Here is a 20,190-nt window from a genome sequence, read left to right on the forward strand (position 1 = left end):
GGCCGAGACAAGCAGCCGAACCCCTGCTAGCCAGAACGCTCGAACCTCCCCCTCGGACCCCGAAAACCGGACCCGGAATGATCCGCAAGCTCTACGACTGGGTGATGCGGCTGGCCGCCTCGCGCCAAGCCCCCCCGCTCCCTGGCCATCATCTCGTTCGCCGAGAGCTCGTTCTTCCCGGTCCCGCCCGACGTGATGCTTGCGCCGATGGTCCTGGCGAAGCCGAACAGGGCCTTCGTGTTCGCGGCCATCTGCACGGTGGCCTCCATCGTCGGGGGCGTGTTCGGCTACGGCATCGGCCATCTGCTGGAGCCGGTCGGCGTGCGCATCCTCGAGTTCTTCGGACATCCGGAGGGCAAGGCTGAATTCGAAGCCCTGTTCGACCGGTTCGGGGTGGTGTTCGTGATGGTGGCCGGCTTCACGCCCATTCCCTACAAGCTGATCACCATCTCCTCGGGCATGGCCCACCTGGACCTGCTGACCTTCGTCTGGGCCTCGGCCGTGTCACGCGGCGCCCGGTTCTTCGCCGTCGCGGCTGTGCTGAAGTACCTGGGCCCGGCGATGCTCCAGGAGTTCGAACGCCGGCTGACGCTCTATACGATCATCCTGGTGATCCTGGGCGTGGGCGGGTTCCTGGTGCTGAAGGTCTTCATGTGAGCGCCGCTTTGAGGTCATATCCGCGGCCATGACATTTCTGCGACCCTTCCTCGACCGCTGGCGGCTTTGTGCGCTGCTCGCATCGACGGCCATGCTGGCCACCGCCCACGCGTTCGAGACCTTCGGCGGCTATGCGCCCTGCACGCTCTGCCTGCGCCAGCGCGAGGTCTATTGGACGGCGCTGGGCCTGGCGGCGGCCTTCATGGTGATCGTGCGCCTGCCGGGCGGGCCGCGCTGGCGCGAGGCGACCTGCTGGATCCTGGGTCTGGTCTTCGCCGTCGGCGTCGGCGTGGCGGTCTATCACGCCGGCGCGGAGTGGAAGTTCTGGCCGGGCCCCACGGCGTGCGCCGCCACAGGCGGCGGGGTCGACGCCGCGGCGCTGAACGATTTCCTGGCCGGGGCCACCGTCCGCCCCCCGCCTGCGACGAGGCGCCCTGGGTGTTCGCCGGCCTCTCCATGGCCGGATGGAACGCCTTGATCTCGCTCGGGCTTGTGGGCCTTAGCGTGCTCGCCGCGCTCCGTGAAAGGGCCAAGCGATGAGCGACAAGCCTGTCCCGCCGCGGCCGGGCCGCGGCGCGATGTCCGCCCGGCTGGCGGAGATCCTGCGTGTCGATCACGCGGGCGAGCTGGGCGCCGTGCACATCTACCGCGGACAGCGCGCGGTCCTGGGCCAGGCGCCCGGCCGCGAGCGGATCGCGGGCCAACTGGCCGAGATGGAGGGCCACGAGGCCGAGCACCTCGCCCGGTTCGACCGCCTCCTGACCGAGCGGCGCGTGCGGCCCACCGCCATGGCTCCGGTCTGGCGGCTGGCCGGCTTTGCGCTGGGCGCGGGAACCGCGCTGCTGGGCGAGAAGGCGGCGCACGCCTGCACCGAAGCGGTGGAGACGGTGATCGAGGAGCACTACGCCGGCCAGATCGCCGAACTGGCCGACCGCGACCCCGAGCTCGCCGCCGAGCTCAGCAAATTCCGCGACGAGGAGTTGGCGCATCGCGACCTCGCCGTCGAAGAAGGCGCTCGCGAGGCGCCCCGGGTACGGCCTGCTGGCCGCGGTGATCCGCACCGGCTGCCGCGCCGCCATCAAGATCAGCGAAAAGGTGTGAATCCGCGACGTTCCGGCCGTTGAGCCCGGCGCGGAATCGCCAGCCTCTTTCATAGGCTCCCGCAGCGTTCCTACGCGGGGTTGAGAGGGTTGGGGAACACAGCCATGGCGGAGTCGACGGAAGCCTTAAGTTCTGCTTTTGTTCGCACCTCACACGAGGAGGCGGACATGGCGGACGGGATGTTCCATCAGGCCCTTGAGACGGCCTTCGCGGGCGAGCCCCGGCTGGCGCGGGCGACGGCGCCTCGGTCCAGCCTCTGGGCGCGTTGCAACTGCGGGCGCGAAGCGGCGGTCGACCCCAAGCCGTGGCTCGCCCAGGGCCTCGGCCGCCAGCATGTCGACGATCTTGAGGAACGTCTGCGCTGCCTGTGCGGCGCGCGGCGCGCCCGCCTTGAAATCCGAGGCCTGGCCGAGGCGCCGGGCGGCCTGACCGGCGGGATCTGGGTCTTCCGCTAGCGCTTGTTGCGACGCACGGAGTTCGCGCGGTCGCGAACCGGTCCTTCCGAGACGCTCCAGCGGCCGTCGTCCTCCGGCGACACCAGCACGGCCCAGCGCGTGTACCCCTTCGGCGTCGGCTGATGGTAGGTGCAGCGCACGAAACTGGGGCCGCTCTTGGCGCACTTCACATTGCGCACGGGCTCCGTCCTGCCGCGGACGTGGTCCAGCGCCTCCGAAAGCTCGCCCGGCGTCGGGATGTCGTCGACCGCGAGCGCCGCCGCCGGCCAGGCAACCATCAGAAGCGAAAGCGGAATCCACGGCCTCATGGCGGCGAGATTAGCTCGCTCGCCGAACGGCGTCACGCCTCCAGCTCGATATCCCAGTAGAGGTAATCCAGCCAGCTCTCGTGCAGGTGGTGCGGCGGGAACCGGCGGCCGCGCTCCTGCAGCTCGAAGGCGCTGGGACGGCGGGGCTTCATCCGCGGATGCATGTGCGCCTCATGCGGCGTACGCCCGCCCTTCGTCAGGTTGCACGGCGCGCAGGCGGTGACGATGTTCTCCCAGGTCGTGCGCCCGCCGCGGGAGCGGGGGATCACGTGGTCGAACGTCAGATCGTCCGTCGAGGTGCAGTACTGGCAGGTGAAGCTGTCGCGAAGGAACAGGTTGAAGCGGGTGAAGGCCGGGGGCCGGTCCTGGGCCACGTAGTGCTTCAGCGACACCACGCTCGGCAGCTTCATTTCGAAGGAGGGGGGAGTGGATCACCTGGTCGTAGGTGGAAACCACGTCCACGCGGTCGAGGAAGACCGCCTTGATCACGTCCTGCCACGGCCAGAGCGACAGGGGATAGTAGCTTAGAGGTCGGAAGTCCGCATTGAGCACGAGGCAGGGCCAGCCATTCGGCGGATGCCTAAGCACCTGCATGGCGAACCCTCCGTACACGCCGGACGGCGATGACAAGCGGAGCTATGAAGATCGACTTGGGACTGAAGACACGACCCTCGTCTTAAGAAGCTGCTTTCGGGAACTATAGGCTCGATTCGACGACATCTCTACGACGCGGCGCCTTGAGCCTCGCCCGGCGACCGGATCACCTGGGCGAGGCTTGTCCGCGGCGCATCCTCAGGGATCACGCGCCGAGGGCGGCGGTGGCGCCGGCGGTCGTCAGGGCCAGGCCCACGATCGCAAACGAGACGACCACGTCGAGGATCCGGTTCATCAGGATCGACATCGCATTTCTCCTTCATTCGGTTGGCGGCCCCAGCCCTCCTGGGCGCCGCATCCATCTGGACAATGCTTAGATAACACGATCTGAACATTGACCAGATAAGCTTTTGCGCCGGACAGCTATGCGATTTTGCATTGGCTGCGCCGACAAGGACGCAGGACGAAGAAGGGCCCCACGCGGGGGCCCTTCTAAGCATCGGCGTTCGGTGGGGGAGACCTTAGGCGCCGAGGGCGGCCGTCGCGCCTGCCGCGGTGAAACCGAGGAACAGGAGGAAGACGGGCGCGAAGCGGTCGAAGACGCGCTCGAAGTTGGCGAGAGACATGACACACACCTTTCAGTTTCAGACCCGCCGCCTGAACCGCCCTTTTTGAACTCGGGGAGGCCGACGACGTTTGTCATTTGAACAACGCTAAGATAACGTCGATCTGAGCGGCGTCAAGATATCTTTACGGCGATCAGATGCAGATTTATGGTTCAGGTGATGAGAGACGCTCATAGCGCCGAGTCCCGCCCCTACCACCACGGCGACCTGCGCCGCGCGCTGGTCGACGCCGCGCGCAGGCTGCTGGAGGCGGAGGGGCCCAGCGCGCTTTCGCTGCGCGCGGTGGCGCGCGAAGCCGGCGTCAGTCCCGCGGCACCTTACCACCACTTCAAGGACAAGGCCGAGCTGCTCGACGCGGTCGCCCATGAAGGCTGGGAGATGCTGAACGCCCGCATGGCCGAGGCCAAGGCCGCGGCGGAGGGCCGCCAGCAGCTGACGGCGCTCGGCATCGCCTACGTCTGCTTCGCCCGCGAGCATCCGGCGCTGTACCGCGTGATGTACGACGCCGCCCGCGACAAGGAGATGCTGCCGATCGAGATGGAGGACGGCAGCGACGACAGCGCCTACTGCCGGGTCCGCGACACCATGATCGAGCACGGCGCCGATCCGACCGCGGAAACCGATCTCGAGCTCGCCACGATCGCCTCCTGGTGCGCCGCCCACGGCCTCGCCGAAATGGCCGGCTTCAAGCAGTTCGAACACATGAAGGATGCGCTCGGCGGCGAGCAGCAGTTCATCGCCGCGGTGCTGCAGCACATGGGCCTGTTCCCGCACACCCACCGGGACTAATCAGGCCGGGTGTTCGTCACCCGCTTCGCCCCCTCGCCCACCGGCTATCTGCACAAGGGCCATGCGTTCTCGGCCCTCACGGCCTTCACGGCTGCGCGGGCCGAGGCCGGCCGCTTCCTCCTCCGCATCGAGGACATCGACGCCACCCGCTGCCGGCCGGCGTACGAGGCGGCGATCGGCGAGGATCTCACCTGGCTGGGCTTGAGCTGGGAAGCGCCGGTGCGGCGCCAATCCGAGCATCTTGACGACTACCACGGCGCGCTTGCGCGCCTGGAGGCTGACGGCCTGCTCTACCGCTGTTTCCGCACGCGCAGGGAGGTGGCCGACGAGATCGCCCGGGCCCCCCACGGCGCGATGGAGGTGTTCCGCGGCGCGCCGCTGCGGCCCGAGGAGGAAGCGCGGCGGCTGGCCGAGGGCGCGCCCTTCGCCTGGCGGCTCTCGTTGGAGGCGGCGGAGCGCCGGCTGGGCGGGTTCAAGGCGCTGACCTTTATCGAGGAGGGCTCCGGCGTGGCGCGCACGGTGCAGGCCCGGCCGCAGCTCGGCGGGGATGTGGTCCTGGCGCGCAAGGACGTCGGCGTCGCCTATCACCTGGCCGTGGTGCTCGACGACGCGCTCCAGGGCGTGACCCACGTGATCCGCGGCGAGGACCTCGCCGAGGCGACCCACGTCCAGCGCCTGCTGCAGGCGCTGCTGGGCCTGCCGACGCCCATCTACCGCCACCATCGGCTGCTCACCGGGTCGGACGGCCGACGCTTCGCCAAGCGCGACAAGGCCGAGACGCTGCGCGAGCTCCGGGCCCGCGGGATCACGCCGGCCGCTCTCCGCCAGGAGCTGGGTTTCGACTGACCCTAGTTCCCCGCCCGAAGCCCCGACATGGCAGGCTCTGGCCGACCTCGTCGCCCTCGGCGGCGCCGTCCTGGCGCAGCGGGTGTCCCGCGCTAGGGGCTAAAGCCCCATGCCTGGCGCGCCGCCTCGATCTTGAAGAGCTTGGCCTCGAGCGGCTCCCAGTCATCGGCCGCGGCGATGGGCGCCCAGATCGCCTCGATCTCGTCGTAGAGCAGCTCTTCCGGCTCGCGACCCGCGAAGTAGGGATGCGCCAGACGCTCGGGCCGGTCGGGCGCGTAGGCGCGGATCAGGTCCCGGAAGTCGGCGAAGGCCTCGCCGCTGTAGATGTCGGCCCGCGGCCCGGTCGGCTCCCGCTGGCAGAACCAGTCGAAGAAGAAGGGCTCCCACCGCAGGCGTTCGCCGCCTTCGGCCAGGTTCTTGAACGCCGCCTGGACCAGCAGGTCGTCCGGACCCTCGCCGCGCGGCTGCAGGCCCAGCCGGCGGATCACCGCCGCCACCAGCTCGCGGCGGTAGGCCGGGCCGAAGCCGTTCAGAGCCTCGACGAGGCGGTCGCTGTCGCTGACGAAGGTGAGGCAGCCGGCCAGCTGCTGCAGGTTCCAGAACACCGCCTCGGGCTGGCGGCCGAAGGCGTAGAGGCCGGCGTGATCGAAGTAGGCCGCCGTGAAGTTTGGGTCCGACTTGGGCAGGAAGCGATACGGGCCGTAGTCGAAGCTCTCGCCGGTGATGTTCATGTTGTCGGTGTTGAGCACGCCGTGGACGAAGCCCGCGGCCATCCAGCTGGCGGCCAGCCTGGCGGCGCGCTCGCCGACGGCGGCCAGCAGGGCCGCAGGGCGATCGTCCGCGCCCTCGAGCTCGGGGTAGTAGTTGGCGATCACGTGGTCGACGAGCGCGGCGATCCGGTCGGCGCGTTCGAAGAAGGCGTGCCGCTGAAACGTCCCGAAGCGGATGTGGCTGTGCGACAGCCGCACCAGCACCGAGGAGCGCGTCGGACTGGGCTCGTCGCCGCGGATCAGGTCCTCGCCGGTCTCGACCAGGGAGAACGAGCGCGATGTCGGGACGCCGAGCGCCTCCAGCATCGCGGTGGCCAACACCTCGCGCACCCCACCCTTCAGCGTCAGCCGGCCGTCGCCCGAGCGCGACCACGGCGTCTGGCCGGAGCCCTTGGTGCCGAGCTCCAGCAGCCGATCGGTTCCGAGCTCGCGCACCTGCGCGAAGGTGAAGCCGCGGCCGTCGCCGAGCTCGGGGTTGTAAACCCTGAACTGGTGGCCGTGGTAGCGCTGGGCCAGCGGCGGATCGATGTTGCCCGGCAGCGGGTGGAAGCGGCCGAAGTGGGCGATCCACTCCTCGTCGGTCAGCGCGTCGAGACCGACGGTGGCCGCCGCCCGGTCGTTGCGATAGCGCAGGATCGTCTTGGGGAAATGCGCCGCCGCCACCGGGTCGGCGAACTCGGACCCGAGCTCCGGGAACTTCGGATCGGGGCGATAGGCGGCGGAGACAGGCATCCGGAGCAGGTAGGCCCGGGGTGGCCCCCCGGCAACCTTTAGCGGATGCCGAGGAAGCCCAGGATGGCCAGGACGATCACGACCAGGCCGACAAGATAGATGATGCTGTTCATCTCAAGCTCCTCCGTGACCGGGCGCTAACGCCCCTACGGCGGAGCCGTTCCGGGAGCTACGCTCGCGAACGCGGAGGATCTTCGAAGTCGGGGTCCAGCGTCTGCCCCTCGTCGAGCTGAACGCCGAAGGTGTTCAGGATCATCGACACCTGGGTGTACTGGCCGACGGTGAACACCAGGTCCATGCGCTGCTTGTCGCTGAAGTGGCGGCCCAGCTCGGCCCAGGTCGCGTCGGATATGAACTTGTCGGCGTGCAACTCGTCGGTCGCCCGGATCAGCGCCGCGTCGGCGGCGTTCCACCCGGCCTCCGCCCCCTGCTTGACGCGGGCGATCTCGGCCGCGGTCAGCCCGCAGTCTAGGCCGATCCGGGTGTGCTGTACGAATTCGTAGCCGGAGCGGCACAGCCAGCCCACACGCAGAATGACGAGCTCCCGCTCCCGCGCCCCCAGGTCGTTGCGCCGCGACAGGACATAGCCGCCCCAGGCGTTGAAGCGCTCCAGCGCCTTGGGCGCGTGGGCCAGGGTCCGGAAGATATTGAGCACGCCCATCGTGCCTTCGCGCACCGGCTGCAGCGCCGCCTCCTGCTCCGGCGTCAGCTCGTCGTCGGCCAGGGGCGCTATGCGCGGGCGGCTAAGTCTCATGGGCTCGTTCCTCCGCCGCCGTTCCGACGGTCCTGTCGCGAGGTTAGCCAAGGGCCGGGGGCGGCGGCCACCACCGATTGCGGCGGAACGCCATTTCGCTGGAGCCGGGCGGTCGCGCTTGTTAGGCAGCGGCATGGCCTCCCGGTCGACCCTCGCCTTCCTGCGTACCGAAGCCGGTTCGGGGCTCCTGCTCGCAGGAATGGCCGCGCTCGCCATCCTTTGGGCGAACTCCCCTTGGGCGGCGGAGTACGCCGCCTTCGTCAGCTATGCGTTGCCGGTGCGCATCGGTCCCTTCGCGGAGACCCTCAGCGTGGGCGGCTGGGTGCGGACCGCGCTCATGCCGATCTTCTTCCTGGTCGTGGGCCTCAAGATCAAACAGGAGATCGTCCGCGGCGAGCTGTCCAACCCAAGGCGTCTCGCCCTGCCGGTGCTTGCCGCCGCGGGCGGCGTGCTGGGCGCGGCCCTGGTGTTCCTGGCGGTGAACCTGGGCGAGGATGGCGTTGCGCAGGCCTGGCCGGCCGCCGTCCCGACGGACGCCTCGATCGCGCTCGCGCTCGTGGCGGTGGCCGCCCCCGACTGCCCGCCCCGCTCCGCTCTCTGCTGCTCACGATCGCCATCGCCCAGGACCTGATCAGCGTGGTGCTGATCGCCGTCGTCTTCAGCGCCAAGCTGCAGCCGGCGATGCTGGGCGGCGCGATGGCCACCCTGCTCGTCCTCGCCGCGATGTCGCGCTGGCGCGCCGCGCCCTACGCCTTCTGGACCGCGGGATTCCTCATCCTGTGGGCCTTCGTGGTGAAGTCGGGCGTCGACGCCTCGCTCGCCGGCGTCCTCGCGGCGGTGTTCGTGCCGCTCCAGCCGAAGCGGGCCGGCGGGCCCGGGGTGCTCGACCAGTTGCTCGCGGCCCTGCACCCGTACGTCGCCTTCTTGGTTCTCCCCCTTTTCATCCTGACGGCGGCGGGCTTTCCGCTACGAGGCCTGCCCGCCGATACCCCCCACCGCGCCGGTCGCGCTGGGTCTGGGGCTGGCGCTGGTGCTCGGGAAGCAGGCCGGCGTCTTCGGCGCGACCGCCCTGGCGATCGGCCTGAAGTGGGCCCGGCGACCGATGGGGGCCAAGTGGCTGGACCTTTACGGGGTCTCGGTGCTGTGCGGCGTGGGCTTCACGGTCAGCCTCTACATCGGCGGCCTGGCCTTCCCGGCCGAAGCCGGCGTGCAGGCGAAGGCCCGCATCGGAGTCATCGTGGGATCGCTGGCGGCCGCCGTCTGGGGCATGTCAGTCCTGGCCTATTCGGATCGCCGCCGCAGGGCGGACTGAGGCCTGTCCTCGGAGAAGACGCCGGCCCGGCCGCCGGGTGACGGCGCCAAGGGCGCACGCACGAAGAAGGGCCGCACATCGCTGTGCGACCCCTCGTCCGGCCCGTTGCGCGGGGCCCCTTCTCCCGCCAGGGGAGAAGGCAGGTGGCGCTACTCCGCGGCCTTGGGCGCGTAGCCCATGATCGCCTTGGTCTCCAGGAACTCGTGGAAGGCGTAGTCGCCCCACTCGCGCCCGTTGCCCGACTGCTTGTAGCCGCCGAACGGCGCGGTCATGTCCGAGGCGCCGTTGATCGACACCTGGCCGGCGCGCAGCTTGAAGGCCACTTCCCGAGCCTTGGCCAGGTCGGCGCCGTTCACATATCCGGCGAGACCGTATTCGGTGTCGTTGCCGATCTTCACCGCCTGCTCGACGCTCTCGTAGCCGAGGATCGACAGCACCGGGCCGAAGATCTCTTCCTTGGCGATGGTCATGTCGCTGGTGACGTTGGCGAAGACGGTGGGCTTCACATAGTGGCCCTTCTCCAGGCCGTCCGGACGGCCCGTGCCCCCGACCACCAGGGTGGCGCCCTCGTCGACGCCCTTCTGGATCAGACCCTGGATCTTCTCCCACTGGGTCTTCGAGACGACCGGGCCCATGCTGAAGTTGCCATTGGGGTCGCCGACGGTCACGTTCTCGGCCGTGGCCTTGGCCACCGCCATCGCCTCGTCCATGCGCTTGGACGGGACCAGCATGCGGGTCGGCGCGTTGCAGCTCTGACCCGAGTTGGTCATCACGTGCATCACGCCGCGCGCCACGCTCTTCGAGAAGGCGTCGTCGTCCAGCACGATGTTCGGGCTCTTGCCGCCCAGTTCCTGGTGAACGCGCTTGACGGTCGGGGCGGCGGCCTTGGCCACCTCGATGCCCGCGCGGGTGGAACCGGTGAAGGAGACCATGTCCACGTCCGGGTGCGAGGAGAGCGCGGCGCCCACGCCCGGGCCGTCGCCGTGCACCAGGTTGAACACGCCGGCCGGTACGCCCGCGGCATGCATGATCTCGGCGAAGATGTGCCCGCTGAACGGTGCCACTTCCGACGGCTTAAGCACCATGGTGCAGCCCGTGGCGATGGCCGGGGCCACCTTGCAGGCGATCTGGTTGAGCGGCCAGTTCCAGGGCGTGATGAACGAGCAGACGCCGATCGGCTCCTTTACGATCAGGGTCTCGCCCCGATCTTCCTGGAACTTGAAATCCTTCAGGATGTTGGCCGCGGTCGCCAGGTGGCCCATGCCGGCCGGCACCTGGGCGCGCTGGGCGAGCGAGGCGGGCGCGCCCATTTCCTCGGTCACCGCCGCGGTGAGATCCCCGAAGCGCTTCTGGTACTCGGCCAGGATGCGCTGCAGGACTTCAAGGCGCTCTTCGCGGCTGGTCTGCGACCAGGTCTCGAAGGCCTTCCGGGCGGCCTTCACCGCCTTGTCCACGTCGGCGGCGGTGCCCAGCGCGATCTTGCCGACGGTTTCTTCGGTGGCCGGGTTCTCGACGTCCAGCGTCTTCAGGCCCTCGGCCGGGTCCACCCATGCCCCATCGATGTAGAACTTCAGGTACTCGCGCATGCGGTCCTCCTGGACTTTTCTGTTCGCCGCGGGACGTGAGGCCCCACCGTTCAAACAAGCATTTTAATCATCGGCGTGAAGGCGGGAAGCCCCCGACGCTACGTCACAGCTGGTGAATCTGCGGCTGGCCCGCAATCGGCGACCTGGCCTTCAGCACGTAATCGGCCCGGATCGAGCCGACGTACAGGTCCTTCAGGTCCGCGCCGCCCCAGGTCACGTTGGTCGGATGGTTGACGATCTTGCCGCTGGGATCGTGGATCACCGTCTCCACCTCGCCGGAGGGCGTGATCGCCACGACCTTGTTCGAGGCCGGGAGGCAGACCCACAGGTTCCCCTCGGAATCGAAACCTATGCCGTCGGTGTAGCCCAGGTCGCCCCCATGACTGTCCACCGCCTCGCCCGGCCGCATCAGCCGTCCGAGCACGGGGCCGTAGCGCTCGCCGGGTCCCAGACGTGCGCCGTCCAGCACCGGGAAGCGGAGCACGTCGGCGCCGCTGGTCTGGGCGCAGAAGAGGTGCGTCTCGTCGGCCGCCAACGCCAGGCCGTTGGGGAACTTCAGGCCCTCGGCCACCACGTCGGCCGATCCGTCCGGCCGCAGCACGAAGATGAAGCCGTCCTCCCGGCCGTCCAGCGCCTGGGGCCAGGTCTCGGCGTGGGTGGAGTTGGCGCACCAGATGTTGCCGCTCCGGTCGATCACCGGATAGTTGGCCGAGGTCAGTCGGCGGCCCTCCACCTCGGCGAGCAGCGTCTCGTGTTCGCCGCTGGCCGGATCGAACCGCTGCAGCGGCCCGTCCTGGCGGTCGTAGATGCCGAAGTTGGCGATCACGATCCGGCCTCGGGCGTCCATGTTGATGCCGTTGGGGGGCGCCGCCCTTCGGCCCCAGGCGCCGGAACGCCCCGCCGGGCAGCAGTTCGGCCACGGCGCACTGATGGTCGGAGGCGAACACCCGGCCGTCGCGGCCGACCACGACGTCCTCCGGGCGGTCGATGCCCAGGGCGATCTTCTCGAATGCGTCCACGGGGATCTGCGGCAGCGGCATTGGGCGTCTCCCGATCTCGTTGCGAAGAACCTTGACCGCCTCTCCGGCCGTTCGACAAGTCGGCTTGCGGGCGAGGGGCGCGCTCGGTAAAGCCCGGACACCTTCTTGAGGAGCTTGCCCGTGATCGGCATCTACAGCATCGCCATCTTCCTCGGCGTCATGGTCGCCCTGAACTGGTACGAGTTCGGCCGCATCGACTAGGCCGCCGGGAAGGCCTGAGGTGGCCAGCCGCGGCGCCGCGCTGGTGACGGGCGGCGCCCGTCGGATCGGCCGGGTGCTGGCGGCGGACGGCCGCCGACGCCGGCTTCGACGTCGCCATCCATGTCCGGACGGTAGACGACGCCGCCGAGGCCGCCGCCGCCGACGTGCGCGCCAGGGGCCGGCGGGCGGCCATCCTCGCCTGCGACCTGCGGAAGGAATCGACCACCGTCGCCTTGGTCGGCGAGGCCGAGGCCGAACTCGGGCCGGTCACCCTGTTGGTCAACTCGGCCAGCGTGTTCGAGGAAGACCGCTTCTCCGACTTCAACCGCGCGTCCTGGGACCTGCACCTGGAGACCAACCTGCGGGCCCCGCTGGTGCTGGCCCAGGCCTTCGCGCGCCGCCTCCCGGCCGATCGCGAGGGACTGATCGTCAACCTGCTCGACCAGCGGGTGCTGGGCTCCACGCCCGAATTCTTCTCCTACTCGCTCAGCAAGGCCGCGCTCTGGAACGCCACGCGGATGCTGGCGATCGACCTGGCGCCGCGCATCCGCGTGAACGGGATCGGGCCGGGCCCCACGCTGCCCTCGATCCACCAGGACCAGGCGGCCTTCGACGCCGAGGCCGCCTCCACCCTCCTCCGGCGGTCGGTGCCGCCGGCCGAGATCGGGCTCGCGCTGCGCTACCTGATCGACGCCGCAGCGGTGACCGGCCAGATGATCGCTGTCGATTCCGGGCAGCACCTGTCATGAGCGACGTGAGGCTGGCCGCCAGCCGGGTGTTCGTCACGGGCCTCAAGGTCCAGGCCGAGATCGGCGTCTATCGACACGAGATCGGCCGCGTTCAGCCGCTGATCGTCGACGTGGAGCTGGATGTGCCCACCGTCGAGACGGACCGGCTGGCCGACACCGTCAACTACGAGACCATCCTGGCGGCGGCCCAGGAGATCGCCGGCGGCGGCCACATCGACCTCGTCGAGACCTTCGCGCACCGCCTCGCCCGCCGCTGCCTCGAGGACGGCCGCGTCGCCCGCGCCCGCATCCGCATCGAGAAGCCGCTGGCCCTGGCGCCGGACGCCGTCGGCGCGGGCGTGGAGATCGTCCTCGAACGCACGTGACGTGAACCCCTTCCCTCGCGCGGCGGTTGAGGCATCATCGAATCATCGGGGACGGGAGCTCGACCATGACGGACCGCCTGGACTACGGGACCACGGAAGACCGGACCATGCCGGCCGTGGCCTATGCGCTCTACTTCCTGGCCTTCGCCACCGGCATCACGGTCATCATCGGCCTGATCCTGGCCTATGTGCAGCAAGGCTCGGCCGGCGCGAAGATGCGCACCCACTACGCCTTCCTGATCCGGACCTTCTGGATGGGCATCGGCTGGGCGATCATCGGCCTCTTGCTCTTCACTGTGGGCATCCCCCTGTCGCTCGTGCTGATCGGCCTGCCGATGGTGGCGCTCGCCTGGGTGATCTGGGCGCTGCTGGGCGTGTGGTACGCTGTCCGGCTGGTGGTGGGCGTCATCTACCTGGCCCGCGACGAAGCCTATCCGCGGCCCTACACGTGGCTGGCGTAGCCGCAGCCTGACCTAGCGCCCTCGGGGAGGCGCGGCTTATGGTGACGGCGTGAACGCGCCCGCCGATCCGCGCCTGATCCTCCGGGAAGACGAGCTCGACGCCGGGCTCGAGTTGCTGATGCTGTCCGAAGCGGCGTTGTGGGCCGGCGTGGATCAGGGCCTCGCCGATCAGAACCTGGGTCTTGGCCGCTCGCACTGGCGCGCCGCCTTCCTGCTGCGCCGCCGCCCCGGCATCGGCGTGCAGGAGCTCGCCCACCTCACCAGCCTGTCGAAGCAGGCCGCCAGCCGCATCCTCGTCGACCTGGCCGCCAAGGGGCTCGTGGAAAAGGCGGCGGGCGATCTCGACGGGCGGCGTCGGACCGCCGCGCTCACGGAACAAGGTCTGGCGTTCGAAGCCGCGATCGCCGAGCGGCTGCGCACCCAGCTTTCACGCGCCTATCGGACGGGCGGCCTGGACGGGGTGGCCGGCGCCCGGCGCATCCTGGCCGCGCTGGCCGGGGGCCGCACGCGAAGCCCCAACGCCGGAGGCGGTCTTTCATGAGCCTTGGTCATGCGAACGCACGTGGGCGGCACCTGCTGGTGGTCGACGACGACGACCGCATCCGCGACCTGCTGAAGGCCTACCTCAGCCGCGCCGGCTTCCGGGTGACCGCGGCTTCGGGCGGGGCGCCGGCCCGCCGCCTGCTGGAGACGCTGGACTTCGACCTCGCCGTCTTCGACGTGATGATGCCCGGCGAGGACGGGTTCTCGCTGACCCGCTGGCTGCGCGACCAGCGCGGGCCGGCCGGCAAGACGCCCGTGCTGATGCTCACCGCCCGCGCCGAGTCCGGCGACCGCATCGAGGGGCTGAAGCTGGGGGCCGACGACTACCTGCCCAAGCCCTTCGAGCCGGAAGAGCTGCTGCTGCGGATCGAGGCCATCCTGCGGCGCGCCCAGGACCGGCCGGCGCCGACCGGCGTGCTCTCCCTTGGCCGTTGCCGCTTCGACGCCGAACGCGGTGAGCTGATTTCCGACGGCGAGGTGGTGCGGCTCACCGAAGCCGAGATCGGCTTGCTGCGCCAGCTCGCCCGCGCGCCACACGAGCCCGTCGATCGGCTGGAACTGGCCCGCGACAGCGTCGACCCGTCCGGCCGCGCCGTCGATGTCCAGGTCACCCGCCTGCGCCGCAAGATCGAGGAAGACCCCAAGGCTCCCCGCTACCTGCAGACCGTGCGCGGGATAGGCTACCGCCTCGTTCCCGACTGATGAGCTCCACGTCCCTCACCCGTAGCCTGGGCCGCTGGTTTCGTCGTCGACTGCCCACCACCCTGTTCGGCCGCAGCCTGCTGATCATCGTGTTGCCGGTCGCGCTCATGCAGATCGCCGTCACCTACGTCTTTTTCGACGCGCATTGGCAGACGGTGACCAGCCGCCTGTCCGAGGGTCTCGCCGGCGACATCGCCTGGGCGGTCGACAGCTACAAGGACGACCCCAGGCCCGACGCGTTCGACCGGCTGGCGCGGAGGGCCGAGGAATCCATGGGGCTCTCCTTCGCCCTGCAGACCGGCCGCACGCTGCCGGAGCGCCGACGCGAACCGCCGGTGATCTGGGAGCCGTTCTTCGCGCCCATCGACCGCTCCCTCGAGCGGGCGCTCTCCGAGCGGCTCGACGATCCCTTCTGGTTCGACACCACCCGCTACCCGGCCTATGTCGACATCCGCGTGGCCGTGCCCGGCGGGGTCATGCGCGTGCTGGCGCCGAGGGACCGGGCGTTCGCCACCCAGGGGCACATCTTCGTCCTCTGGATGACCGTGGCCACGGTGCTTCTGACGGCCCTGGCGATCCTCTTCATCCGGAACCAGGTCCGCGCCATCGAGCGCCTCGCCAACGCCGCCGAGGCCTTCGGGCGGGGCGTCGACCACCCCAGCTTCAAGCCCCAGGGCGCCAAGGAGGTCCGCCGCGCAGCCCGCGCCTTCCTCGACATGCGCGCGCGGATCCAGCGCCACATCGACCAGCGCACGGCGCTCCTGGCCTCGGTCAGCCACGACCTGCGCACGCCGCTGACGCGCCTCAAGCTGGCGCTCGCGCTGGAGGAGACCGCCGGCGCCGCCGACATGAAGCGCGACCTCGCCGAGATGGAGCACATGATCGACGAGTACCTCGCCTTCGCGCGCGGCGAGGGCGGCGAGGCGCTGGAGTCGGCGCCTCTGCGCCGCCTGATCGAGGACGTCAGCGCCGGCGCCGTCCGGGCGGGGGCGCAGGTGAAGGTCGCCGCCGATCCCGAGCTGGCCGTCCGGGTGCGGCCGAATGCGCTGAAGCGGGCCCTTGCCAACCTGATCATGAACGCCGCCTCCCACGGCCAGCGCGTCGAGGTGGCGGCCCGCGGGCGGCCGCAGGGCGGCGTGGAGATCGTCGTCGACGACGACGGCCCAGGCATTCCGCCGGAACGTTACGAGGAGGCGTTCAAGGCCTTCGCCCGCCTGGACGACTCGCGCAACCAGAACACCAAGGGCGTGGGCCTCGGCCTCGCCATCGCCCGCGACGTGGCCCGCGGCCACGGCGGCGACATCACCCTCGACCGCTCGCCGCTGGGCGGTCTGCGCGCCATCGTCCGGCTCCCGGGTTAGTCTGCGCCCAAACGGAGGAACCCCATGCGTCCGATCCTCGCCGCCGCCGCCCTCTCGCTGCTCGCCGCGCCCGCCTTGGCGGCCGATCCGGTCGAAGGCGAATGGCTGACCCAGGCCGGGACGGCCAAGGTCCGGATCGCGCCCTGCGCCGCCAACGGCGAGCGCATGTGCGGCACGGTCGTGTGGCTGAAGAATCCCGCCGTGAAGGACACCGAGAACCCGAACGCGGCGCTGCGCGACCGGCCTATCCTCGGCATGAACCTGATCCGCGACTTCAAGCCCTCGGCGCCAGGCAGGTGGACGGGCGGCAAGATCTACGATCCGGAGTCCGGCAAGACCTACGACTCGAAGATCAGCGCCCATGCGAACGGCACGCTGAAGGTCGAGGGCTGCGTCCTGGTGGTCTGCCGAGCTCAGACCTGGAAGAAGAGCTAGCCTCCCAGCGCCTTGGACCGCCGCACGGCCGCGCCCACGGCTTCGCGGAGCAGGTCGGGCAGACCGCCCCTGCCGGCCAGCAGGACATTGAGCGCCGCTTCCGTGGTGCCGCCGGGCGAGGTCACCTGCCGACGCAGCTCGGCGGGATCCTCGCCGGTCTGGTCGAGCAGCGCCGCGGCCCCGGTCAAGGTCGAGCGGGCGAGCCGCCTGGCGTCCTCGGCCGACAGGCCGGCCGCCGCGCCCGCGCCCTCCAGCGCTTCGATGAAGGCGTAGAGGTAGGCTGGAGCCGAGCCCGAAACGGCGGTCGCCGCATGCATCTGCGCCTCGTCCGTCAGGTCGACCACCGCGCCCAACGGCTCGAACAGCGCGTGGGCGCGCGCGAGCGCCGCCGGATCGTCGGCGAAGAGGCTGGCCGTACCCTGGCCGATGGCCGCCGCCGTCGTCGGCATGACCCGGGCGACCGGCCGGCCGGCGAACGCCTGGGAGATGTCGGCGGCCTTCACCCCGGCGGCGATCGAGACGATCACCGCGTCTTGTGAAAGCCAAGAGACGGTCTCGGCCGCCGCGTCCCGCCACAGCTGGGGCTTCACGGCCAGCACGACGGTCCTGGCGCGGGCCAAATCGCCGTCAGCGGGGTTCAGGAGGGCGCCGGCCTCGGCCGCCGCCAGCGCCGAAGCGCCCGGCTGCGGATCGCGGATCATCAGGTCGGACGGCGGAAACGCGCCGGCGGCGCGCCAGCCCTCCAGCATGGCGCCGCCCATCCGGCCCGCGCCCAACATCAGGATCGGTGTGATCATCAGGGGCGAACCTAACGGCCGCGCCCCCGATGCGCGAGCGGCATCAGGCCTCGCCGACAGTCTCGAACATGCAGGCCGCGATCGCCTCCTGCGGGCTCTTGGCGCCGCGCAGCATGAAGTCGAAGGCCGGGAAGAAGCGGTCGCCCGCCTCGACGGCCACGTCGATCATCGCCGCCGCCTGGGCGAGGCTCGGCTGCTCCCCCGTCATCAGCGCCATGCCGTGCCGGAAGATGATCTCGCCGTCCTCCCAGAGCTCGTAGTGGCCAAGCCAGACCCGCGGGTTGATCGCCGCGATCAGCTCCTGGGCCGCCTGCCGCCGCTCCTTGGGGACCGCGAGGTCCATCGAAAGGCAGAGCTGCAGGGTCTCGCCCTCGGGCCGCCACGCGAACCAGAGCTCGTAGTCCTTCCAGTCGCCGGCGAGGGTGAAGGCGAGGTCACCGTCTTCCGTGCGGTCGAAGGGCAGGTTCTCGGCGGTCAGCACGTGCTCGACCACATCGAGCGGATCGTTGGAAAGCAGGACGGTTTCGTCCGACAGGGAGGTGTCCAATTCAGAACCCCTTTCGCTGCGGGCGGGGGACGGAGATCCGCCCCCGAATCGCCAGCGATACTGAAGGTAATCCGCTTCGCGGCGCGGCCGTCACCTCGTTATTGCGACGCTTGGCCACGGCGGGCGTGTTGTGCACAGGAAGCGTCAGGCGTCGCCGCCTTTCGGCGCACGCCTGGGCGTGGCCGGGGCCGCGTCGGCCGCGGCGCGCAGCGCTTCGACCTCGAGGCGAAGCGCGGCGAGTTCGGCTTTCAGGGCGTCGAAGTCTTCGCGACGGACGAGGTCGAGTTCGGCGGCGATGCGGTCGGCCTGGCTGCGGAAGGCCGCCTTGGCCTCTTCGCCGGCGGCCTGGGCCATGCCCATGGCGGCGGTGGTCAGCTTCGCGAGTTCGTCGAGGATCGGGTTCTGGGTCTGCATTCTGTGTCGTTCTGGGGCGGCGGAGGCCGTCCCTCGTCCTCTATATGGCCCTTCGGGGGTCGAAAGCGAAGGGCTTCTCGTCTAACACCCGGAACACCAACGCCGGAGCTGCCAAAACCGTGCCGTTTCCCGAATTCGATCCTGTCCTGGTCCAGCTGGGCCCCATCGCCATCCGCTGGTACGCCCTGGCCTATGTGGCCGGCATCCTGCTGGGCTGGCGCTACGCCGTCGCCATCGTTCGGAACCCGAAGCTGTGGGCGCACCGCCCGCCGCCCGTCACCAGCGAGCAGATCGACGACTTCGTGCTGTGGGTGACGCTGGCCATCATCATCGGCGGCCGGCTGGGCCATGTGATCTTCTACACACCCGAGCTGATCTGGACCGAGCCGCTGCGGATCCTTCAGATCTGGGAAGGCGGCATGAGCTTCCACGGCGGCGCCCTGGGCGTCCTCCTGGCCATCCTCCTGTTCGCGCGGCGCAACGGGATCGACCTTTTCCGGCTGGGCGACATCGTGACCGCCGTGGCCCCGATCGGCATCTTCTTCGGTCGGGTCGCGAACTTCATCAACGGAGAGCTCTGGGGGGCGCCCCACGGACGTCCCCTGGGGGATCCGCTTCTGCAATCAGAAGATCATCGACACGCTGGGCTGGTGCCCGGCGGGCGACGTCGTCCGCCATCCGAGCCAGCTTTATGAGGCCGCGCTGGAGGGCGTGATCCTGTTCCTGCTGCTCAGGTGGGCGACCCATGGCGCGAAGCTGCTGAATCGCCGCGGCGTCGTCGCGGGCCTCTTCTTCGCCTTCTATGGCCTCGTCCGGATCGGCCTGGAGAACGTGCGCCAGCCCGACGCCGGCCTCGAGAACCTGCCGCTGGGCCTGACCATGGGCATCTATCTCTCGATCCCGATGCTGGCCTTCGGCCTGTGGCTGATCTGGCGCGGCATGCGCGAGCCGCTGCCCCCCGCCTCGGAGACGCCGCGCCAGGCCCATGCCCCTGCTTGAGAAGCTGGCCGCGCAGATCGAGGCCGGCGGGCCGCTGAGCGTGGCCCAGTACATGACCGCCTGCCTGCACGATCCCGAGTTCGGCTACTACGCGACGCGGCCGGCCCTGGGCGAAGGCGGCGATTTCGTCACCGCGCCCCTCGTCAGCCAGATGTTCGGCGAGCTGATCGGCGTCTGGGCCGCGGTCGCCTGGCGCGAGATGGGCGCGCCCGCCGGCGTGCGGCTCGTGGAGATGGGCCCGGGCGACGGCACGCTGATGAGCGACGCGCTGCGCGCCGCCCGCATCGCCCCGGGGTTCCTTGAGGCGGCGGATGTCTGGCTGGTCGAGACCTCCGGCCCGCTGCAGGACCTGCAGGCCGAGACGCTGGGCGAGCGGGTCCGCTGGGCGAAGTCGCTCGACGAGGTTCCGGGCGGCGCGCCGCTGATCCTGGTGGCCAACGAGCTGCTGGACTGCCTGCCGGCCCGCCAGTTCGTCCGCACGGCCACGGGCTGGGCCGAGCAGCTCGTCGGCCTCGCGCCCACGGGCGGCCTGGCCTTCGGCCTCTCCGCCTCCCCGGCCGCCGGCCTGCTGCCGGACGCCCGCGAAGGCTCGGTCTTCGAGCAGTCGGCCGCACAGGAGGCCCTCGGCGCGGCGCTCGGCGCACGTCTCGTCCGTGACGGCGGCGTGGCGCTGCTGATCGACTACGGCCGCGACCAGCCGGGTTTCGGCGACACCCTGCAGGCGCTGAAGGGCCACGAGAAGGTCGATCCCCTGGCCTGCCCCGGCGAGGCCGACCTCACCGTGCACGCCGACTTCCCCGCCGTGATGGCCGCCGCCCAAAGGGAGGGCGCGGAGACCGCGATCCTGACCCAGGGAGCCTTCCTGGCCAGGCTGGGTGTCGGCGAGCGCGCCGAGGCCCTGGTCAGGGCGCGACCCGACAAGGCCACGGTCATAGGCCGCCAGCTGAACCGTCTCGTCGCCGCCGACCAGATGGGCGAGCTCTTCAAAGTCTGCTGCATCCATGCGCCGGGCTGGACGCCGCCCGCGTTCGAGGAGGAATAGCGCG

General features: G+C 70.2%; 22 protein-coding genes and 6 pseudogenes. 18 read left to right on the forward strand and 10 right to left on the reverse strand.

Annotated features, from left to right (window positions below; all coding sequences use genetic code 11):
* Positions 1-207 precede the first annotated feature (207 nt).
* The 5 genes and pseudogenes from LRS10_RS02845 (at position 208) to LRS10_RS02865 (ending at position 2,213) form a co-directional block, all read left to right on the forward strand.
* A complete protein-coding gene (locus LRS10_RS02845) occupies positions 208-657 on the forward strand; it encodes a YqaA family protein (RefSeq protein WP_257835925.1) in 450 nt (149 codons plus the stop codon).
* A 28-nt stretch (positions 658-685) separates the two neighbouring features.
* The gene (locus LRS10_RS02850) at positions 686-1,135 is read left to right on the forward strand and encodes a disulfide bond formation protein B (protein WP_257835926.1); all 450 of its coding nucleotides are present in this window, start codon (positions 686-688) and stop codon (positions 1,133-1,135) included.
* Positions 1,114-1,197: a hypothetical protein gene (locus LRS10_RS02855; protein WP_257839070.1), complete on the forward strand. Its 84-nt coding sequence runs from the start codon at positions 1,114-1,116 to the stop codon at positions 1,195-1,197. The genes LRS10_RS02850 and LRS10_RS02855 overlap by 22 nt, the downstream gene beginning before the upstream one ends.
* Positions 1,194-1,758, forward strand: a pseudogene (locus tag LRS10_RS02860) (demethoxyubiquinone hydroxylase family protein). Before LRS10_RS02855 ends, LRS10_RS02860 begins: the two are co-directional and overlap by 4 nt.
* Before the next feature lie 167 nt (positions 1,759-1,925).
* Positions 1,926-2,213, forward strand: a complete 288-nt coding sequence (locus LRS10_RS02865; protein ID WP_257835927.1) for a hypothetical protein — start codon at positions 1,926-1,928, stop codon at positions 2,211-2,213.
* Here the strand turns inward: LRS10_RS02865 and LRS10_RS02870 are convergent.
* Positions 2,210-2,491: a hypothetical protein gene (locus tag LRS10_RS02870; protein ID WP_257835928.1), complete on the reverse strand. Its 282-nt coding sequence runs from the start codon at positions 2,489-2,491 to the stop codon at positions 2,210-2,212. The two genes, LRS10_RS02865 and LRS10_RS02870, sit on opposite strands and share 4 nt — an antisense overlap.
* 62 nt (positions 2,492-2,553) lie before the next feature.
* Positions 2,554-3,115 (reverse strand): annotated as a pseudogene (locus tag LRS10_RS02875) (HNH endonuclease).
* A gap of 785 nt (positions 3,116-3,900) precedes the next feature.
* On the opposite strand from LRS10_RS02875, the gene LRS10_RS02880 reads away from it, so the two are divergent.
* Together LRS10_RS02880 and gluQRS are read left to right on the forward strand one after the other, a co-directional pair.
* Positions 3,901-4,530, forward strand: coding sequence for a TetR/AcrR family transcriptional regulator (locus tag LRS10_RS02880; RefSeq protein WP_257835929.1), 630 nt, complete (start codon positions 3,901-3,903; stop codon positions 4,528-4,530).
* A gap of 9 nt (positions 4,531-4,539) precedes the next feature.
* Complete coding sequence (gene gluQRS / locus LRS10_RS02885; RefSeq protein WP_257835930.1) at positions 4,540-5,376, forward strand: tRNA glutamyl-Q(34) synthetase GluQRS; 837 nt, start codon at positions 4,540-4,542, stop codon at positions 5,374-5,376.
* 92 nt (positions 5,377-5,468) lie between these two features.
* On the opposite strand, the gene LRS10_RS02890 is transcribed toward gluQRS, so the two are convergent.
* Positions 5,469-6,878 (reverse strand): protein adenylyltransferase SelO, encoded by a 1,410-nt coding sequence (locus LRS10_RS02890; RefSeq protein ID WP_257835931.1) that lies wholly within the window; start codon positions 6,876-6,878, stop codon positions 5,469-5,471.
* A gap of 169 nt (positions 6,879-7,047) precedes the next feature.
* Complete coding sequence (locus LRS10_RS02895; RefSeq protein ID WP_257835932.1) at positions 7,048-7,632, reverse strand: carboxymuconolactone decarboxylase family protein; 585 nt, start codon at positions 7,630-7,632, stop codon at positions 7,048-7,050.
* Between the two features lie 199 nt (positions 7,633-7,831).
* On the opposite strand from LRS10_RS02895, the pseudogene LRS10_RS24845 reads away from it, so the two are divergent.
* A pseudogene (locus tag LRS10_RS24845) lies at positions 7,832-8,547 on the forward strand (Na+/H+ antiporter NhaA); the annotation flags it as partial.
* 70 nt (positions 8,548-8,617) lie between these two features.
* The gene (locus LRS10_RS02905) at positions 8,618-8,944 is read left to right on the forward strand and encodes a Na+/H+ antiporter NhaA (RefSeq protein ID WP_374570885.1); all 327 of its coding nucleotides are present in this window, start codon (positions 8,618-8,620) and stop codon (positions 8,942-8,944) included.
* A gap of 149 nt (positions 8,945-9,093) precedes the next feature.
* Here the strand turns inward: LRS10_RS02905 and LRS10_RS02910 are convergent, their stop codons facing one another.
* From LRS10_RS02910 to LRS10_RS24850, 3 genes and pseudogenes are all read right to left on the reverse strand, one after another.
* Positions 9,094-10,530: an aldehyde dehydrogenase family protein gene (locus LRS10_RS02910; RefSeq protein ID WP_257835934.1), complete on the reverse strand. Its 1,437-nt coding sequence runs from the start codon at positions 10,528-10,530 to the stop codon at positions 9,094-9,096.
* Between the two features lie 103 nt (positions 10,531-10,633).
* Positions 10,634-11,356: an SMP-30/gluconolactonase/LRE family protein gene (locus LRS10_RS02915; protein ID WP_374569442.1), complete on the reverse strand. Its 723-nt coding sequence runs from the start codon at positions 11,354-11,356 to the stop codon at positions 10,634-10,636.
* Positions 11,357-11,471: 115 nt separating this feature from the next.
* A pseudogene (locus LRS10_RS24850) lies at positions 11,472-11,570 on the reverse strand (hypothetical protein); the annotation flags it as partial.
* Between the two features lie 220 nt (positions 11,571-11,790).
* Here LRS10_RS24850 and LRS10_RS02920 point away from each other — a divergent pair.
* From LRS10_RS02920 to LRS10_RS02950, 7 genes and pseudogenes are all read left to right on the forward strand, one after another.
* Positions 11,791-12,520 (forward strand): annotated as a pseudogene (locus LRS10_RS02920) (SDR family oxidoreductase).
* The gene (gene folB / locus LRS10_RS02925) at positions 12,517-12,885 is read left to right on the forward strand and encodes a dihydroneopterin aldolase (RefSeq protein ID WP_257835936.1); all 369 of its coding nucleotides are present in this window, start codon (positions 12,517-12,519) and stop codon (positions 12,883-12,885) included. The pseudogene LRS10_RS02920 and the gene folB overlap by 4 nt, the downstream one beginning before the upstream one ends.
* Positions 12,886-12,950: 65 nt before the next feature.
* Positions 12,951-13,346 carry a hypothetical protein gene (locus LRS10_RS02930; protein WP_257835937.1) on the forward strand — a complete coding sequence of 132 codons (396 nt, stop codon included), beginning with the start codon at positions 12,951-12,953 and terminating at the stop codon, positions 13,344-13,346.
* 49 nt (positions 13,347-13,395) lie between these two features.
* Complete coding sequence (locus tag LRS10_RS02935; protein ID WP_257835938.1) at positions 13,396-13,887, forward strand: MarR family winged helix-turn-helix transcriptional regulator; 492 nt, start codon at positions 13,396-13,398, stop codon at positions 13,885-13,887.
* Entirely contained in the window at positions 13,884-14,591 is a 708-nt protein-coding gene (locus tag LRS10_RS02940) for a response regulator (protein ID WP_257835939.1), read from the forward strand. The genes LRS10_RS02935 and LRS10_RS02940 overlap by 4 nt, the downstream gene beginning before the upstream one ends.
* The gene (locus tag LRS10_RS02945) at positions 14,591-15,952 is read left to right on the forward strand and encodes an ATP-binding protein (protein WP_257835940.1); all 1,362 of its coding nucleotides are present in this window, start codon (positions 14,591-14,593) and stop codon (positions 15,950-15,952) included. Before LRS10_RS02940 ends, LRS10_RS02945 begins: the two co-directional genes overlap by 1 nt.
* A gap of 24 nt (positions 15,953-15,976) precedes the next feature.
* A complete protein-coding gene (locus LRS10_RS02950; protein WP_257835941.1) occupies positions 15,977-16,387 on the forward strand; it encodes a DUF2147 domain-containing protein in 411 nt (136 codons plus the stop codon).
* On the opposite strand, the gene proC is transcribed toward LRS10_RS02950, so the two are convergent.
* The 3 genes from proC to LRS10_RS02965 all read right to left on the reverse strand — a co-directional run bounded on the left by proC (position 16,384) and on the right by LRS10_RS02965 (position 18,145).
* Positions 16,384-17,181, reverse strand: coding sequence for a pyrroline-5-carboxylate reductase (proC, locus tag LRS10_RS02955; RefSeq protein ID WP_257839072.1), 798 nt, complete (start codon positions 17,179-17,181; stop codon positions 16,384-16,386). The two genes, LRS10_RS02950 and proC, sit on opposite strands and share 4 nt — an antisense overlap.
* Before the next feature lie 46 nt (positions 17,182-17,227).
* Positions 17,228-17,731 carry a YbjN domain-containing protein gene (locus LRS10_RS02960; protein ID WP_257835942.1) on the reverse strand — a complete coding sequence of 168 codons (504 nt, stop codon included), beginning with the start codon at positions 17,729-17,731 and terminating at the stop codon, positions 17,228-17,230.
* A 144-nt stretch (positions 17,732-17,875) separates the two neighbouring features.
* Complete coding sequence (locus LRS10_RS02965; protein ID WP_257835943.1) at positions 17,876-18,145, reverse strand: accessory factor UbiK family protein; 270 nt, start codon at positions 18,143-18,145, stop codon at positions 17,876-17,878.
* Between the two features lie 119 nt (positions 18,146-18,264).
* Between LRS10_RS02965 and lgt the strand changes: the two are divergent.
* Both lgt and LRS10_RS02975 read left to right on the forward strand, forming a co-directional pair.
* A pseudogene (gene lgt, locus LRS10_RS02970) lies at positions 18,265-19,144 on the forward strand (prolipoprotein diacylglyceryl transferase).
* Entirely contained in the window at positions 19,131-20,186 is a 1,056-nt protein-coding gene (locus tag LRS10_RS02975) for a class I SAM-dependent methyltransferase (protein WP_257835944.1), read from the forward strand. Before lgt ends, LRS10_RS02975 begins: the two are co-directional and overlap by 14 nt.
* The last annotated feature ends 4 nt before the right edge of the window (positions 20,187-20,190 follow it).

The organism is Phenylobacterium sp. J426 (genome assembly GCF_024699945.1).
Lineage (GTDB): Bacteria > Pseudomonadota > Alphaproteobacteria > Caulobacterales > Caulobacteraceae > Phenylobacterium.

Coding starts and splice junctions, on each gene's coding strand:
- LRS10_RS02845 (WP_257835925.1), top strand. CDS start 208: ATGGTCCTGGCGAAGCCGAACAGGGCCTTCGTGTTCGCGGCCATCTGC.
- LRS10_RS02850 (WP_257835926.1), top strand. CDS start 686: ATGACATTTCTGCGACCCTTCCTCGACCGCTGGCGGCTTTGTGCGCTG.
- LRS10_RS02855 (WP_257839070.1), top strand. CDS start 1,114: ATGGCCGGATGGAACGCCTTGATCTCGCTCGGGCTTGTGGGCCTTAGC.
- LRS10_RS02865 (WP_257835927.1), top strand. CDS start 1,926: ATGGCGGACGGGATGTTCCATCAGGCCCTTGAGACGGCCTTCGCGGGC.
- LRS10_RS02870 (WP_257835928.1), bottom strand. CDS start 2,491: ATGGTTGCCTGGCCGGCGGCGGCGCTCGCGGTCGACGACATCCCGACG.
- LRS10_RS02880 (WP_257835929.1), top strand. CDS start 3,901: ATGAGAGACGCTCATAGCGCCGAGTCCCGCCCCTACCACCACGGCGAC.
- LRS10_RS02890 (WP_257835931.1), bottom strand. CDS start 6,878: ATGCCTGTCTCCGCCGCCTATCGCCCCGATCCGAAGTTCCCGGAGCTC.
- LRS10_RS02895 (WP_257835932.1), bottom strand. CDS start 7,632: ATGAGACTTAGCCGCCCGCGCATAGCGCCCCTGGCCGACGACGAGCTG.
- LRS10_RS02910 (WP_257835934.1), bottom strand. CDS start 10,530: ATGCGCGAGTACCTGAAGTTCTACATCGATGGGGCATGGGTGGACCCG.
- folB (WP_257835936.1), top strand. CDS start 12,517: ATGAGCGACGTGAGGCTGGCCGCCAGCCGGGTGTTCGTCACGGGCCTC.
- LRS10_RS02930 (WP_257835937.1), top strand. CDS start 12,951: ATGACGGACCGCCTGGACTACGGGACCACGGAAGACCGGACCATGCCG.
- LRS10_RS02940 (WP_257835939.1), top strand. CDS start 13,884: ATGAGCCTTGGTCATGCGAACGCACGTGGGCGGCACCTGCTGGTGGTC.
- LRS10_RS02945 (WP_257835940.1), top strand. CDS start 14,591: ATGAGCTCCACGTCCCTCACCCGTAGCCTGGGCCGCTGGTTTCGTCGT.
- LRS10_RS02950 (WP_257835941.1), top strand. CDS start 15,977: ATGCGTCCGATCCTCGCCGCCGCCGCCCTCTCGCTGCTCGCCGCGCCC.
- LRS10_RS02965 (WP_257835943.1), bottom strand. CDS start 18,145: ATGCAGACCCAGAACCCGATCCTCGACGAACTCGCGAAGCTGACCACC.
- LRS10_RS02975 (WP_257835944.1), top strand. CDS start 19,131: ATGCCCCTGCTTGAGAAGCTGGCCGCGCAGATCGAGGCCGGCGGGCCG.